Raw genomic sequence first — 14,022 nt, 5'->3', positions numbered from 1 at the left:
TCGCCATGACGGCGGGCACCCTCGTGGTTAACCGTTAAAAGTGTTCCCATCATTGCTAGCTTTTTACCGGACTGGTTCTGACCGCCGGGCGCTAGCCTATGCTCAAGGAGCTTTTAACATGACCAGTATCCTGACGAACACCGCCGCTATGGCTGCCCTCCAGACATTGCGCGGCATAGGCTCCCGCCTGGCTGAAACGCAGTCTCAGATCAGCTCGGGCCTGAGCGTTCAAACCGCAGCAGACAATGCAGCCTATTGGTCGATTTCGACCACCATGCGCTCCGACAATATGGCGATTTCCACCGTGGCTGATGCGATCGGGCTTGGTGCGGCGAAGGTCGATACGACCTATACCGGCCTTGATGCCGCCAAAGATGTTCTCAGCGAATTCCGGGCAAAGCTGGTGGCCGCAAAAGAACCAGGCGTGGACAAGGCCAAAATCCAGAAGGAACTTGAACAGTTCAAGGAGCAATTCGTCTCCATCGCCACGTCTGCGAGCTTTAACGGCGTCAACTGGCTCAAGACGGATGCACCGCAAAATCTTTGGGATCTATCCTCGCTTCCCACGAACATCGTCTCCGCCTTCACGCGCTCTGCGGATGGCACTGTTCACGTCGGCACAACGGAAGTCGATACCGCCGATATCAGCCTGTTCAATGCCGGTGGCGGTGCCGCCTTGCAGAAGGATATCCGTGCGCTTGGAAACATCGGCGGGTTCAGGCCAACAGACATTGATGCGGCGGGGGGCGCTGGCTATCAGCAGTATGGTTTCTCCGGTCCATTTACATGGGACGCTGCTGACACGATCAGCTTTGACGTTCTGGTCGATGACAGCCCGCTTGCGGCCGGCACGAGTTACCCCATCACCATCAACAGGGCGGCGGTAGATGCCGCTCTCGGTACGACTGATGGCCTTGTTTCGACTGCCCAGGCTTATGCCGCAGTGCTGCAGCATGTTCTCGCCGCCGGCGGCGTTCCAGCGACAGCGCAATGGGCTGGCGGCAGCGCATTTTCTATTCGGAGCAATGAAACGACCGGTCATCCCGGCTCCAGCATCGCCGTTTCCGGCGTCACGTCGAGTGTTGCCCCTGGGAACTTTGGAGCCGGGCTGGAGTTGCCACCGGTCGCCGAGCAGGCCAACATGTATCCGCAATGGAGTTTTAGCTTTTCCGGTCCTGTGTCGGTCCATCGCGACGTGGAGTTCAGCTTCGACATTCAGGTCGGAAGCGATCCGGCGATAACCCTCACCATCACCCGCGACAAGGTGGATTTGGCGCTTGGTACATCGGACGGTAAAATCACATCCGCCGCCGACATGGCAACGCTTCTTGGCCTGGAGCTTGCAGGGAGAGGGTTGAATGTCAGTTCTACCGGAACGGCCGTGACCTTCGACATCGACAAGACCCTTTATCCGAATGCCGGTACCCGCTCGTTCATGAGCATCGGCAACGTTGCCGACAATATCGGTCCTGTACCGGATTTCGACATCCTCGACGTGGATATCACCGACCCAGCCAATGATCTCGACAACTATCTGACCGGCGTCGATATCATGCTGCAAAAGGTCATTTCAGGCGCAAGCACGCTCGGTGCCGTCAAGACGCGGGTCGATATGCAGGAAAGTTTCGTGCAGACCCTCATGGACACGATCGACAAGGGCATCGGCCGTCTTGTCGACGCCGATATGGACGAAGCCTCGACCCGGCTGAAAGCCCTCCAGACGCAGCAGCAACTTGGGATACAAGCACTTCAGATCGCCAACGTGAATGCCGAAAATGTCCTGCAATTGTTTCAATAATTGGCGGGCAATCGGCTCGAGCCAACCATAGCTTGACGTTTTCACAAACTGCCATTGACACGGGCAAAACGGATGTCTTTACAACGCATGCGTTTGTCCCCCATGTCAACTATCTTAGGAATTTTGAATGAACTCATATGTTTCGTTGCACAGGCTGGGTAGCGCCGCTCTGTGGGCAATCGCGACAGCCGCTATGGTTTCTCCTTCCTATGCGTTGGATAAGGTCCGGTTCGGCACCGATTGGCTCGCCGAGGCCGATCACGGGGGGTTCTATCAGGCTGCTGCCGACGGCACCTATGCCAAGTACGGTCTTGAGGTGGAAATTACCCAAGGCGGCCCTGGAACCCAAAATCGCACCATGCTGCTCGCAGGCAAGCTTGATTTTTACCTCGGCACCCAGCAGGAGCAACTGATCGGGATCGAGCAGGGTATTCCGCTGGTCGATGTCGCGGCGTTCTATCAAAAGAATGCCCAAGTTATTCTTGCGCACCCTGACAGAGGCATCGAGAATTTCGAAGGCCTTGCCAAGCTCGAAACGATTTTCATGACGCACGGTGGGTTTGGCGCATATTTCGAATGGATGAAAGCTAATTTCGCCGGCTTCCGCAATGAGCAATTCAGGCCCTATAATTTCAGTCCTGCGCCATTCCTCCTGGACAAGAACTCCGCACAGCAGGGCCTGATCACAGCGGAGCCCTACGAGATCCAGAAACAAACCGGCACCGAGCCAAAGATCTTCCTGCTCGCGGATAGCGGATACAAACCCTATGCGAACATGATCACCGTCCAGCGGAGCCTCATCGACACCAATCCCGACCTTGTCCAGCGGTTTGTCGATGCATCAATTGAGGGTTGGTACAATTACCTCAACAATGACAACACCTCTGCCAATGCTCTGATCAAGGCGGAAAACCCGGAGATGACCGATGGCCAGATCGCTTATGCCATCGGCAAAATCAAGGCATATGGGATTGTCGATAGTGGCGATACCCTGGAAAAGGGGATCGGCTGCATGACGGGGGCCCGCTACAAACAGCTCTTTGACGAATTGGTGAAGGTGAAGCTGTTGCGTGCGGAGACCGATTATACCGTGGCATTCGATACGCGCTTTTCTTGCAAAGGCGTAGGGCTGGCGTTGAAGAAGTAGAGTATCGCTCTCGGATCGGTACTGATCGGAATGTTGCTGCGGCAGGACCTGGTTCAGCCTTCGCGCTCGGCTTCACTTGGATGCCACCGCCGCAGCGCCAGCCTGGACAAACGGGATGTGATTTCGAACATCAGGTAGCCGAGCAAAGCAAGTAATACGAGGGCGGCGAAAAGGCGAGGGGTGTTCAGCCTGTATTGTGCTTCAAGCAGGCGGAATGCCAGCCCCGACGTCGCACCGGCGGAGCCTGCCGCAAATTCCGCGACCACGGCACCGATCAATGCCAGCCCGCCACCAATTTTAAGGCCGGCGAAAAAATGCGGCAGTGCCGATGGCACGCCGAGATAACGAAGCGTCTGCCACCGGGATGCACCATATGTTCGAAGCAAATCGGTAAAATCCCGGTCTGCGTTTTTCAGGCCCTGAAGCGTGTTCAGAAGGACCGGAAAGAACGTCACGATAAACGCGCAGATGAGTTGAGCGATTTGTGGCGACGGTGCGTAAATCAGGATCAGTGGCGCGATCGCGACGATCGGTGTGACTTGAAGGGTCACGATGAGCGGGGAGAACAGTGTTTCGACCCATCGGGCCTGAACAAGAACCACCGCAGCGCCGACCCCGCCGATGACCGCAAGGATCAGTCCGAACAGGGTCGTTTTCGTGGTGACCCAAAGAGCCGGCGCCAGTATCGGCCAATCGGTCACGATGGAATTGGCCACGGCGAGCGGGCTTGGCAAAATGTAGGCTGGTACGCCAGCGAGGATGACATAAAGCTGCCAAGCCACGATGAGGATGAGGAAACCCGCAATCCGCACCAATAACCGGGGGGCCAGGTTATGCAGCACGGGCTTTCTGGCTGGAAAAGGCAATCGCTTCAACAAAATCACTTGGGTTCAAATGGTCCTCGGCAAGGCCGTACCACCACCGCGTTTCGTGGACCTTGTGTCTGTAATCGCCTTGCGCCAGGACGTGCGTGATGTCTAGGTGTCGAAGTGGAGGAGTGTCTTAAACACAGGCTCCCGCAGGAGCCGCAGGTAGCAGCACGAGGATTGGCACTTCGCCCGCTCTTCACCCTTCGCTCAACATTTCCATGCCGCCGGTCAAGCGGTCCATCAGACTGCGTCGGACACGGCCGACGTCGCGTAGCGGCGGTTCGCCGAACTGGCGGGCATATTCGCGGCTGAACTGCGACTGGCTTTCATAGCCGACCTGATGGCCGGCAGAGCCTGCATCCAGCATGTCTTCCAGCATCAGCCGGCGGGCTTCCTGCAGCCGCAGCTGTTTCTGATACTGCATTGGGCTCATGGCAGTGATTGCCTTGAAGTGATGATGCAGGGAGGAGACGCTCATACTGACACGGCTGGCCAGTTCCTCGATCTTGAGGGGCAGGGCGTAGTGTTCCTTCAGCCAGACGCAGGCGCGGCTGATCTGGTGTGACTGGCTTTCGGTCACTGCCATCTGGCGCAGGCGCGCACTCTGAGGACCGGTCAAAAGCCTGTAGATAATCTCCTGCTCGATCAGTGGCAGCAGAGCCGGTATGTCTTCCGGCCGATCCAGCAGCTTGAGAAGTCGTATGGCCGCGTCTTCCAGTTCCACTGTCATCGAACTCACGGTCATGCCGCGTGCGGAGGGGGCAGGGGTGCCGCCGCTGCCGGCGTGTTCCAGCAGCGAGGATATGCGCGTGGTATCGATGCCGAACATCACGCTCAGATAGGGTTTGTCCTCCGAGGCTTCGACGATCTGCGTGGTGACCGGCAGGTCGATCGAGGTCAGCAGATAATCGGCGCCGCCATAGCGATAGACGTCGTCGCCGAGCACCACCTGTTTTGCGCCTTGGGCAATCAACGCCAGGCTCGGTCTGTAGGAGCCGCAGGATTTTGTGCCGGTTCCGGAGCGACGATGCACGCTGACGCCCGGAATGGCCGTTGGGTGATCGCCATCTTCCTTGGCGAAACGGGCAATAAGATCAATCAGTTCCTGACTGCGTGGGGTTCGTGAAGCTGTCATAATCGAAAGTCTTTCCAGCTATTTAGATTGTGTCTCGCACACCGGAAGTTAGTCCTCCTGCGTGCATTTGCAAAACCGCGGCGACATGTTTTGCAGGATCGTACAATAATCTTGCAGGATTGCTCTAACGTTCTGTCTGTGCGATCTGCCAGTATGCTTCCGGGGAGAGGCGATCTGTGCTTCCATCACATCCCCGCTTCATCAGATAAAGGAGTGATCCATGGCCCTGGCAAGAGGATATGCGGCGACGGATGCGTCGAAGCCGCTGCAGCCCTTCACATTCGAACGGCGCGAACCCCGCGAGGACGACGTCGTCATCAGCATCAAGTATTCCGGCATCTGCCATTCGGATATCCATCAGGCCCGCAACGAGTGGGGTAATTCGGCATTCCCGATGGTGCCCGGCCATGAGATCGCCGGTATCGTTACGGCTGTAGGTTCGAAAGTATCAAAATTCAAGGTCGGCGACCGGGTTGGCGTCGGCTGCTTCGTCGATAGCTGCACCACCTGCGCCAGCCGCGATGTCGACCTGGAACAGTATATGCCCGGCCTTGTCGGCACCTATAATAGCGTCGAAGCCGACGGCAAGACACCCACCCAGGGCGGCTATTCCGATTTTATCGTCGTCAAGGAAGGTTATGTCCTCTCCATCCCGGAGAACCTGCCCTTCGAGGCAACGGCACCGCTGCTTTGTGCGGGCATTACGCTCTACTCCCCGCTGCGCAACTGGGGCGCTGGCCCGGGCAAGAAGGTGGCTATCGTCGGCATGGGCGGGCTTGGCCATATGGGCGTCAAGCTGGCCCACGCGATGGGCGCGGATGTCACTGTGCTCAGCCAGTCCCTGTCGAAAAAAGAAGATGGCCTGAAGCTCGGTGCCGATCATTATTACGCGACCGCCGACGCTGAGACCTTCACGAAACTGGCAGGAACGTTCGACCTCATCCTGTGCACCGTGTCGGCAGAGATCGACTGGAACGCTTATCTCGGCCTGCTCAAGGTTGATGGCACGCTGGTGCTGCTCGGCATTCCGGAAAAGCCGGTGCCGGTCCATGCGTTCTCGCTGGTTCCGTCCCGCCGCTCGATTGCCGGCTCGATGATCGGCTCGATCAAGGAAACCCAGGAAATGCTCGATTTCTGCGGCGTGCACAATATCGTCTCGGAAATCGAATTGATCCGCATGGATCAGGTCAACGAAGCCTATGAGCGCGTCATCAAGAGCGACGTGCGCTACCGTTTCGTCATCGACATGGCGACACTGTAATCCATTCAAACGAAAGGCCGGCAGGTTCGACTTGCCGACCTTTCATTGTCCTGCCACCAAAAGGCGGACTATTTAACTTCGGTCAGAACTTCCGTGCCGGAGCCGTCCTTGCCGGTAATCGTCCACTTGCCATCCAGCGTACCATCGCCGTTGACCTTGTAGACGATCAGACCCAGCGCGTCTTCCAAGACATAGCCGGCCGCAAACGCGTTGCCGTTGAGCATGCAAACACCGGTCGACTTCACGCCTGCCGTTTCCCATTCGATCACGCAGGTGGTTTCGCTGGCGAGCGTTATTTCAGCCGTGCCGGAATAGCTCGATCCATCAAGATTGGTCCCCTCGACCGTGTATTTTCCGGCGTTGACAGTCTGCGCATGCGCAGTGGTCGCGGCCTCAAGCGCGAGTGCTGCGGCGAAAATGATCTTTTTCATCTAACCCCTCAAAGCAATGCTCGATGATCGAGCTGCACTTGAGCCTATGCGCAATCAGGGCCGTTTGAAAAGAACCAAAATTGTGCTGATTGGTGCGCGGGGGAGCCCCAGATCGGCAGATTTCATCACGAAGATGGCCGCCGTCGTGTGGCCGCCGCGCTAACTCCGCACCGCCCGGTGCACCGCGCGCAGGGTCGAAAGCAGGCTTGCAGCCGTGTCGAGCGGCAGGCAGCTTGGCCCGTCGCAAAGCGCACGGTCAGGGTCAGGATGGAACTCGAGGAACACGCCATTGGCACCGGCCGCCACGGCCGCCTTGGCGATGATGGGAACACCCTCGCGGCGCCCACCTGTCGAACCACCGTTGGTGCGGGGGTCGGCGCCCGGCAATTGCACCGAATGGGTCGCATCGATCGTCACCGGAACGCCGAGGCGCTGCATTTCGGCGATACCCAGCATGTCGACGATCAGATTGTTGTAGCCAAAGGAGCTGCCGCGTTCGCACAAGACGATCTGGAGATCCGGCGCGACCGCCCGCGCCTTGGCGATGATGTTCTTGCAATCCCATGGAGCGAGGAATTGGGCTTTCTTGACGTGCAGCAGGCCACCGGCACGCTGCGTGGCAATGGCGGTGGCAACGATCAGATCCGTCTGGCGGCAGAGGAACGCCGGAATTTGAACCAGATCGGCAACGGCGGCAACCGCCTCTGCCTGGTCGATTTCGTGAATGTCCGTGGCAATCGGCACATTCAAGGTTCGCTTGATTTCCGCAAGCATGGCGAGGCCGTCTTTCAGCCCAGGACCTCGGTAACTGGCGTTCGAGGAGCGGTTTGCCTTGTCAAAGCTTGCCTTGAACACGAAAGGCAAGCCGAGATCGGCCGTCACCGCCTTCAGGTGCTGCCCGACCCCCAGTGCCAGCTCCAGATTTTCAAGAACATTCAGCCCTGCGATAACGGCCAAAGGCTGGCCCTCGCCAAACGATATGTTCCAGTGTTTCAGGTGAGCTACGGCCATGGTCGACTTTCCCTTGCACGGCACAGCGGTGCGCCGGCACTCTGTGGATTGAAGCGAGAATCACACCTCTGATCACCGCAGATGCGCACAATATGGAATTTCGCGAAGGCTGCAATTTGAGATTGAGGAACGGGACGGCGGCGCCGGCGCATATCAGCCCAGCGGCAGCGGCCCGTCGTTCTTGATTTCTTCCATGACGGCGTAAGTCCGCGTTTCCTTGACCCCCGGCAAGGTCCACAGCACCTGGCCAAGGAAATTGCGATAGGCGTTCATGTCTTCGAAGCGCGTCTTGACGAGATAGTCGAAGCCGCCGGCCACCATGTGGCATTCAAGCACGGAGGGTGCCTGTTTGACCGCCTCGGCAAATTTGTCGAACACTTCAGGCGTCGTCTTGTCCAGCATCACCTCGATGAAGACGAGCAACCCGAAGCCGAGTTTGTGCGGGTCGAGCCGGGCGCCGAAGCCGGAGACATAACCCTCTTTCAGCAAACGGCGCAGCCGCTCGCTGGTGGCCGTGGGGGAAAGCCCGATGCGGTCGGCCAGTTCCAGATTGGTAATCCGGCCATCCGCCTGCAGGATGTTGAGGATCCGGCGGTCGATCTTGTCTATTTCATGCATGGGATGCCTCCAAACCCTTCGGCGCGCAAAAACCCATCTGCGCGCCATGTCTTCAATGGCGAAAGCAGCTTAGGCCGCCAGCCGCATTTCGGCGAGCCTCACCCAATAGGAAATGCCGTGCGGGATTGCCTCATCGTTGAAGTCATAGGCCGGGTTATGCAGACCGGCGGTATCGCCATTGCCGATGAAGACGAAGGCGCCCGGACGGGCCAGCAGCATGTAGGAAAAGTCCTCGCCACCCATCATCGGATCGAGATCGCCCGATACCTGATTCTCGCCCGCGATGTTTGCCGCCGCCGAAAGCGCATGGCCGGTTTCTTCGCGGTGGTTGACCGTGACCGGATAGTTGCGGGCATAGGAGACCTTGACCTTGGCGCCATAGGCGGCGCCCAAGTTCTCGGAAATCTGCTTGATCCGTTGTTCGGCAATGTCGCGCATTTCCGGCATCAGCGTGCGCACGGTACCGGCAAGGATGGCCTGCTCTGGAATGATGTTATGGGCAAAGCCCGCGTTGAATTTGGTGACCGAGACCACGACTGAAGCCAGGGGATCGGCGGTGCGCGAGGCGATGGTCTGCAGCGCGTTGACGATCTGAGAGCCGATAACGATCGGGTCGATCGTCTTATGCGGTTGAGCGGCGTGGCCGCCGCGGCCATCGATGGTGATGTTGAATTCATCGGTCGAGGCCATGATCGGGCCGACACGGCTGCCGAACTGGCCGACCGGCATGCCCGGCATGTTGTGCATGCCGTAGACTTCCTCGATGGCGAACCGCTCCATCATGCCGTCCTTGACCATCTCGTGGCCACCGGCGCCGCCTTCTTCGGCCGGCTGGAAGATCACCGCGACCGCGCCTTTGAAATTGCGTGTCTCTGCGAGGTATTTTGCAGCGCCGAGCAGCATGGCGGTATGGCCGTCATGGCCGCAGGCGTGCATCTTGCCCGCCGTGGTCGAAGCCCATGGCTTGCCGCTGGTTTCGGTCATCGGCAGCGCATCCATGTCGGCGCGCATGCCGATGGTGCGGCCTTCGCCGAGATTGCCCTTGATCAGGCCGACGACGCCGGTGCGGCCAAGGCCGGTCACGACTTCGTCAACGCCGAATTCGCGCAATTTATTTTCGACGAAAGCTGCCGTATTTTCGACGGCGAACAGCAGTTCCGGCTTGGTGTGAAGATGGCGGCGCCATTCAGTGACTTCGGTCTGGAGCTCTGCTGCGCGGTTCAGAATAGGCATTTTGGCTTCCTGTGGGTCCATTGCGGGCATGGGATACGGGATATTCGGCATCGGCACAAAGAATGGTCTTTGCCATCTCCTCGCCATATAGGTTAAATAGCCGGACGATACGAGGCAATTCCCGAAATTTCGAGGTTTGATGTGACAACTGGAATTCGCAAGACTGGCGCGTTGAAGTTATTCGCAGTCCTGACGGGCGCCTGCGCGTCGCTGCTTTCTGCCACCCTGCCAAGTGCTGCCAATCCGCAGCTGGTTGTCGATGTCAGTTCGCTGAAGGTCTACGAGCAGCGGGAAATTTACCAGAAATGGTATCCGGCCTCGCTGACCAAGCTGATGACCGCCTACACGACTTTCCGCGCCCTGAAATCCGGCCAGCTGACGCTCGAAACCCCGGTGGTGATGAGCAAAAACGCCGCGGGCGAACCGCCGAGCAAGATGTTCTACAAGCCCGGACAGGCCGTCACGCTCGACAGCGCATTGAAGATGATGCTGATCAAGTCGGCCAACGATATTGCGGTCGCGATCGGCGAGACAGTCGCCGGCTCGGAGCCCGCCTTCGTCAACCAGATGAACGCCGAAGCCAAGCGGATCGGCATGACCTCGTCGCATTTCATCAACCCGAACGGATTGCCGGGTGCCGGTCAGTATACGACGGCGCGGGACCTTGCGGTTCTGGCGATCACCATCAAGCGCGAGTTTCCGGAATACGCGCCGTATTTCGCCTATGAGGGTTTTACCACCGGCAAGAAGAATTATCCCAACTTCAACATGCTGATCGGCCGCTTCGATGGTGCCGATGGCATGAAGACCGGGTTCATTTGCGCTTCGGGCTTCAATCAGGTTTCTTCCGCCACGCGCAATGGCCGTGCGGTCGTCTCTGTCGTTCTCGGAGCAGACAGTCTTGGCGGGCGGGCGGACGAGTCGGCGCGACTGCTTCAACTCGGTTTGACCTCGAGCGGCGGCGGCAAGCCGGGCCTTGGCCAGATCGCGCCCTATGGCGAGACCCGCGACATGGTCGCCGATGTCAGCAAGGAAATCTGCAATCCGAAGGCTGCCAAGGTGCGTTCGGAAAACCGTGACGAAGGTGGCCGGCAGAAATTGCTGTCGCCCTATATCCACGAGATCAACCGTCCGCTGAACCTTGTTGCCGCCGGGCTTATCCCGGGCACCGAGAAGGCGGCTGACGTCAAGGGCAAGGCACAGACGGAGGCCGCCCAGGGCGATGTCGCCAATGTGCCGGTCCCGGTTCCGCGTCCCGTCTTCTGAGCATCCCGCATACTGATCGGATAAATCCATGAGCCCTGTTTTGAACGCCGTGCCGGTGTCGATCCTCACCGGTTTTCTTGGTGCGGGAAAGACCTCGCTGCTCAACCGGCTGCTGAAGGATCCTGATCTCACCGATACCGCCGTGATCATCAATGAATTCGGCGACGTTTCGCTGGATCACCTTCTCGTCGAGGCATCGAGCGACGGGATCATCGAGCTGTCGGATGGCTGCCTGTGTTGCACCGTGCGTGGCGAACTGGTCGATACGCTGGCCGATCTGATGGACCGGATGCAGACCGGCAAGATCAAGCCGTTGAAGCGCGTCGTTATCGAGACCACCGGTCTTGCCGATCCGGCGCCGGTGCTGCAGTCGGTGATGGGCAATCCGGTCATCGCCCAGAGCTTCCGGCTCGATGGCGTCGTTACCGTCGTCGATGCGGCCAATGGTCTGTCGACGCTCGATCATCACGAAGAGGCGGTCAAGCAGGTAGCGATGGCCGACCGGCTGGTGATCAGCAAGATGCAGCTTGCGACGCCGGATGCGGTGATCACGCTGAAGGCGCGGTTGCGAGCGCTCAATCCACGCGCGCCGATGATCGATGGCGATCTGCCTGAAGCGGGCAAAGCCGAACTCTTTCATTGCGGGCTCTACGACCCGGCAACCAAGATCGCCGATGTTGGACGCTGGCTGCAGGATGAGGCGGTGGCAGACCACGATCACCATCATGATCACCATGACCATTGTGGCCATGAAAACTGCGGTCATGACCATCATCACGATCACCACCACCATGATGAAAACCGGCATGGCGCCGATATCCGCTCGTTCAGCCTCGTGCATGACCGGCCGATCGATCCGATGGCGCTGGAAATGTTCGTCGACCTCCTGCGCTCCGCCCATGGTGAAAAGCTGTTGCGGATGAAGGCGATCGTTTCGATGTCGGACAATCCGGACAGGCCGCTGATCCTGCACGGCGTACAGACGGTGTTTCATACGCCGCAGCGCATGGCGGCCTGGCCCGACCCGTCCGACAGGCGCACCCGCATGGTGCTGATCACCAAGGACCTGCCGGAAGCGTTCGTGCGCGATCTCTTCGACGCCTTCACCGGCAAGCCGCGTATCGACCGGCCGGACCGGCAGGCGCTGGAAGACAATCCGCTCGCGGTGCCCGGGCTCAGGATGTAACACACCGGCAAGGGGCTGGCATGTTTCTCGAGGCGGGCGAAGTCATCGGCAACATGCGGGCGCCAGCCTCTGCTGCCAGCCGCCCCGGCGGCTGGAGTGTCAGCGCCTCTCTTGGCTTCCACCTGCTGATCGGGCTTGCTCTCCTTCTCGCGGTAGCGCCGCGCCCGCAGGGGCCTTCATCGGAAGAGAGCGTCAGTGTCGATGTTCTGACGCCGCAACAGTTTGAAGCCGCAAGCAGGGCGCCGGTTGCCGAGGCACAAATCCCGGCTGAGCCCTTGCCTCAGCTCGTGGACGATGCGTCGTCTCAGCCATCAACCGAAAGCCCCGCGCCAGATTTTGCCAAGCTGCCGACGGACCGGCCACCTGCGCAAGCACCCGTCATGGTTCAGGCAACACATCTGCGGTCGGCAAAGGTTCTGGCCGATCCGCGCAGCGCCAAGGCGCGCAAGACGCTTGGGCAATTGGCACCGTCCGAGCGCATCGTCCAGCTCTGCAATATCGAAGCGATGGAACAGGTCCATCTCTGGGAAGCGGCGCTGAAACCGGATTTTCTGGTTGCCTATGCGATGGCGGATACCGAATTTTCCGGACAAAAGCTGACGGCCCATGGCGGCGCGTTTCGCAGCAAAGGCCGTTGGTATAATATCGGCTTCAACTGCGAGGTGACCCCGGACCTGAAGCAGGTCGTGTCGTTTGCCTTTGCCGTTGGCAGCGAGATTCCGAAAGGCGACTGGGCCGAACACAACCTGTTGGCTGACGATGGCCCTGCGGATTAGCCGGCGCGAACGGCTCCACGGCCGCAGGCGGCAGCGCGGCCGAGAAAGAACGCTTTTTCACGAGCATTGCGGGTAAGATTTGCCGCCCGCTCGAATTCGACCCTGGCTTCATCCAGCCGCCCGGCGCGAAAGAGGAAATCGCCTCGTGCTGCCGGCAGGGGAGCATAGGCGTGCAAGCCCGCTGCGGGATCGATTTCATCGAGGCGCGCGAGGCCTGTTTCCGGTCCGAAAGCCATGCAGTGTGCGATCGCCCGATTGAGGTCGACCACCGGAGACGGCATGATTTCGCGCAGCGTGTCGTAGAGCCCGGCGATTTTCTGCCAGTCCGTGTCCTCCGCCTTGCGGGCGCGGGCGTGGCAAGCCGCCAGCGCCGCCTGCAGGGCATAGGGACCGTTGGCGCCGCCGAGTGCTTCGGCGCGCTCAAGGGCAGCAAGCCCGCGGCGGATCAGCAACTGATCCCAATGGGCGCGGTTCTGCTCTGTCAGCAGGATCGGTGAACCGTCCGGGGCGGTGCGGGCGTTGAGGCGGGAAGCCTGGATTTCCATCAGCGAGAGCAGGCCCAGCACTTCCGGCTCGCCCGGCAGCAAGCCGGCGAGGATACGGCCGAGACGCTGGGCTTCGGCGCACAGGGCAGGACGGATCAGGTCCTCGCCGGTGGTAGCCGCATAGCCCTCGTTGAAGATCAGGTAGATCACCTCCAGAACCGATGACAGGCGTTCCCTGCGTTCAGGCCCGCGCGGCACGCCGTAGGTCAGGCCGGCATTGCCGAGTGTCTTCTTGGCCCGCACGATCCGCTGGGCGATGGTCGCTTCATTGGAGAGAAAGGCGCGGGCGATCTCGTCGGTTGTCAGGCCGCCGATCAGCCGCAAGGTGAGTGCTGCACGCGCTTCCGCCGACAGGACGGGGTGGCAGGCCGTGAAGATCAGCCCCAGCAGTTCGTCACCGAGATCGTCGTCCAGTGCAGCTTCCACATCCTCGACGCTGGTATCGCGTTCGTCTTCGAGGTCGCGGCCGATTTCGGCATGTTTGCGGGTGAGCATCTTCTTGTGCCGAAAGCCATCAATGGCCCGCCGCTTGGCCGCTGCCATCAGCCAGGCGCCCGGATTTTTGGGGACACCGGTTTTCGGCCATTCGGACAGGGCGATCACCAGCGCGTCCTGCGCCAGTTCTTCGGCAAGGCCGACATCCCTGACCATCCGGGCCAAGCCGCCGATCAATCTGGCCTGCTCGATCCGGAAAACAGTCTCTATCGCGTGATGCGTTTCGTTTACTGCCATGCATCCCGCTTAGG

At 59.6% G+C, this 14,022-nt stretch carries 13 protein-coding genes; 6 read left to right on the top strand and 7 right to left on the bottom strand.

The genetic code is table 11. The annotated features are described in order from the left end of the window. Positions 1 to 118: 118 nt before the first annotated feature. Both ASC96_RS28530 and ASC96_RS28525 read left to right on the top strand, forming a co-directional pair. The gene (locus ASC96_RS28530) at positions 119 to 1,798 is read left to right on the top strand and encodes a flagellin (RefSeq protein ID WP_060506439.1); all 1,680 of its coding nucleotides are present in this window, start codon (positions 119 to 121) and stop codon (positions 1,796 to 1,798) included. 127 nt (positions 1,799 to 1,925) lie between these two features. Further along, positions 1,926 to 2,945, top strand: coding sequence for an ABC transporter substrate-binding protein (locus ASC96_RS28525; RefSeq protein ID WP_060506438.1), 1,020 nt, complete (start codon positions 1,926 to 1,928; stop codon positions 2,943 to 2,945). A 53-nt stretch (positions 2,946 to 2,998) separates the two neighbouring features. Here ASC96_RS28525 and ASC96_RS28520 read toward each other — a convergent pair whose 3' ends face one another. Continuing rightward, positions 2,999 to 3,787: an ABC transporter permease gene (locus ASC96_RS28520; protein ID WP_244482364.1), complete on the bottom strand. Its 789-nt coding sequence runs from the start codon at positions 3,785 to 3,787 to the stop codon at positions 2,999 to 3,001. Between the two features lie 223 nt (positions 3,788 to 4,010). Further along, positions 4,011 to 4,949, bottom strand: a complete 939-nt coding sequence (locus ASC96_RS28515) for an AraC family transcriptional regulator (RefSeq protein WP_060506436.1) — start codon at positions 4,947 to 4,949, stop codon at positions 4,011 to 4,013. A 220-nt stretch (positions 4,950 to 5,169) separates the two neighbouring features. Between ASC96_RS28515 and ASC96_RS28510 the strand changes: the two genes are divergently transcribed. Further along, the gene (locus tag ASC96_RS28510; RefSeq protein ID WP_060506435.1) at positions 5,170 to 6,210 is read left to right on the top strand and encodes an NAD(P)-dependent alcohol dehydrogenase; all 1,041 of its coding nucleotides are present in this window, start codon (positions 5,170 to 5,172) and stop codon (positions 6,208 to 6,210) included. A gap of 68 nt (positions 6,211 to 6,278) precedes the next feature. Here the strand turns inward: ASC96_RS28510 and ASC96_RS28505 are convergent, their stop codons facing one another. From ASC96_RS28505 to ASC96_RS28490, 4 genes are all read right to left on the bottom strand, one after another. After that, positions 6,279 to 6,641 (bottom strand): hypothetical protein, encoded by a 363-nt coding sequence (locus tag ASC96_RS28505; protein ID WP_060506434.1) that lies wholly within the window; start codon positions 6,639 to 6,641, stop codon positions 6,279 to 6,281. A 159-nt stretch (positions 6,642 to 6,800) separates the two neighbouring features. Then, complete coding sequence (gene kdsA / locus ASC96_RS28500; RefSeq protein WP_060506433.1) at positions 6,801 to 7,652, bottom strand: 3-deoxy-8-phosphooctulonate synthase; 852 nt, start codon at positions 7,650 to 7,652, stop codon at positions 6,801 to 6,803. Between the two features lie 153 nt (positions 7,653 to 7,805). Continuing rightward, positions 7,806 to 8,270: an Lrp/AsnC ligand binding domain-containing protein gene (locus tag ASC96_RS28495; RefSeq protein ID WP_037099784.1), complete on the bottom strand. Its 465-nt coding sequence runs from the start codon at positions 8,268 to 8,270 to the stop codon at positions 7,806 to 7,808. 69 nt (positions 8,271 to 8,339) lie between these two features. Further along, complete coding sequence (locus tag ASC96_RS28490; protein ID WP_060506594.1) at positions 8,340 to 9,503, bottom strand: M20 aminoacylase family protein; 1,164 nt, start codon at positions 9,501 to 9,503, stop codon at positions 8,340 to 8,342. A gap of 171 nt (positions 9,504 to 9,674) precedes the next feature. Here ASC96_RS28490 and ASC96_RS28485 point away from each other — a divergent pair, with 171 nt between their 5' ends. Genes ASC96_RS28485 through ASC96_RS28475 form a run of 3 tightly spaced genes read left to right on the top strand, consistent with a single transcriptional unit; the run spans position 9,675 to position 12,731 of the window. Then, positions 9,675 to 10,769 (top strand): D-alanyl-D-alanine carboxypeptidase family protein, encoded by a 1,095-nt coding sequence (locus ASC96_RS28485; protein WP_082512300.1) that lies wholly within the window; start codon positions 9,675 to 9,677, stop codon positions 10,767 to 10,769. Between the two features lie 28 nt (positions 10,770 to 10,797). After that, a complete protein-coding gene (locus ASC96_RS28480; protein WP_060506432.1) occupies positions 10,798 to 11,955 on the top strand; it encodes a GTP-binding protein in 1,158 nt (385 codons plus the stop codon). Positions 11,956 to 11,975: 20 nt separating this feature from the next. Further along, the gene (locus ASC96_RS28475; RefSeq protein ID WP_060506431.1) at positions 11,976 to 12,731 is read left to right on the top strand and encodes a DUF930 domain-containing protein; all 756 of its coding nucleotides are present in this window, start codon (positions 11,976 to 11,978) and stop codon (positions 12,729 to 12,731) included. Here ASC96_RS28475 and ASC96_RS28470 read toward each other — a convergent pair. After that, positions 12,728 to 14,008 (bottom strand): RNA polymerase sigma factor, encoded by a 1,281-nt coding sequence (locus ASC96_RS28470; protein WP_060506430.1) that lies wholly within the window; start codon positions 14,006 to 14,008, stop codon positions 12,728 to 12,730. The two genes, ASC96_RS28475 and ASC96_RS28470, sit on opposite strands and share 4 nt — an antisense overlap. Between the last annotated feature and the right edge of the window lie 14 nt (positions 14,009 to 14,022).

Source organism: Rhizobium sp. Root1204 (genome assembly GCF_001424965.1).
Classification (GTDB): Bacteria; Pseudomonadota; Alphaproteobacteria; order Rhizobiales; family Rhizobiaceae; genus Pararhizobium.
This window is presented reverse-complemented; position numbering and strand designations above follow the sequence as displayed.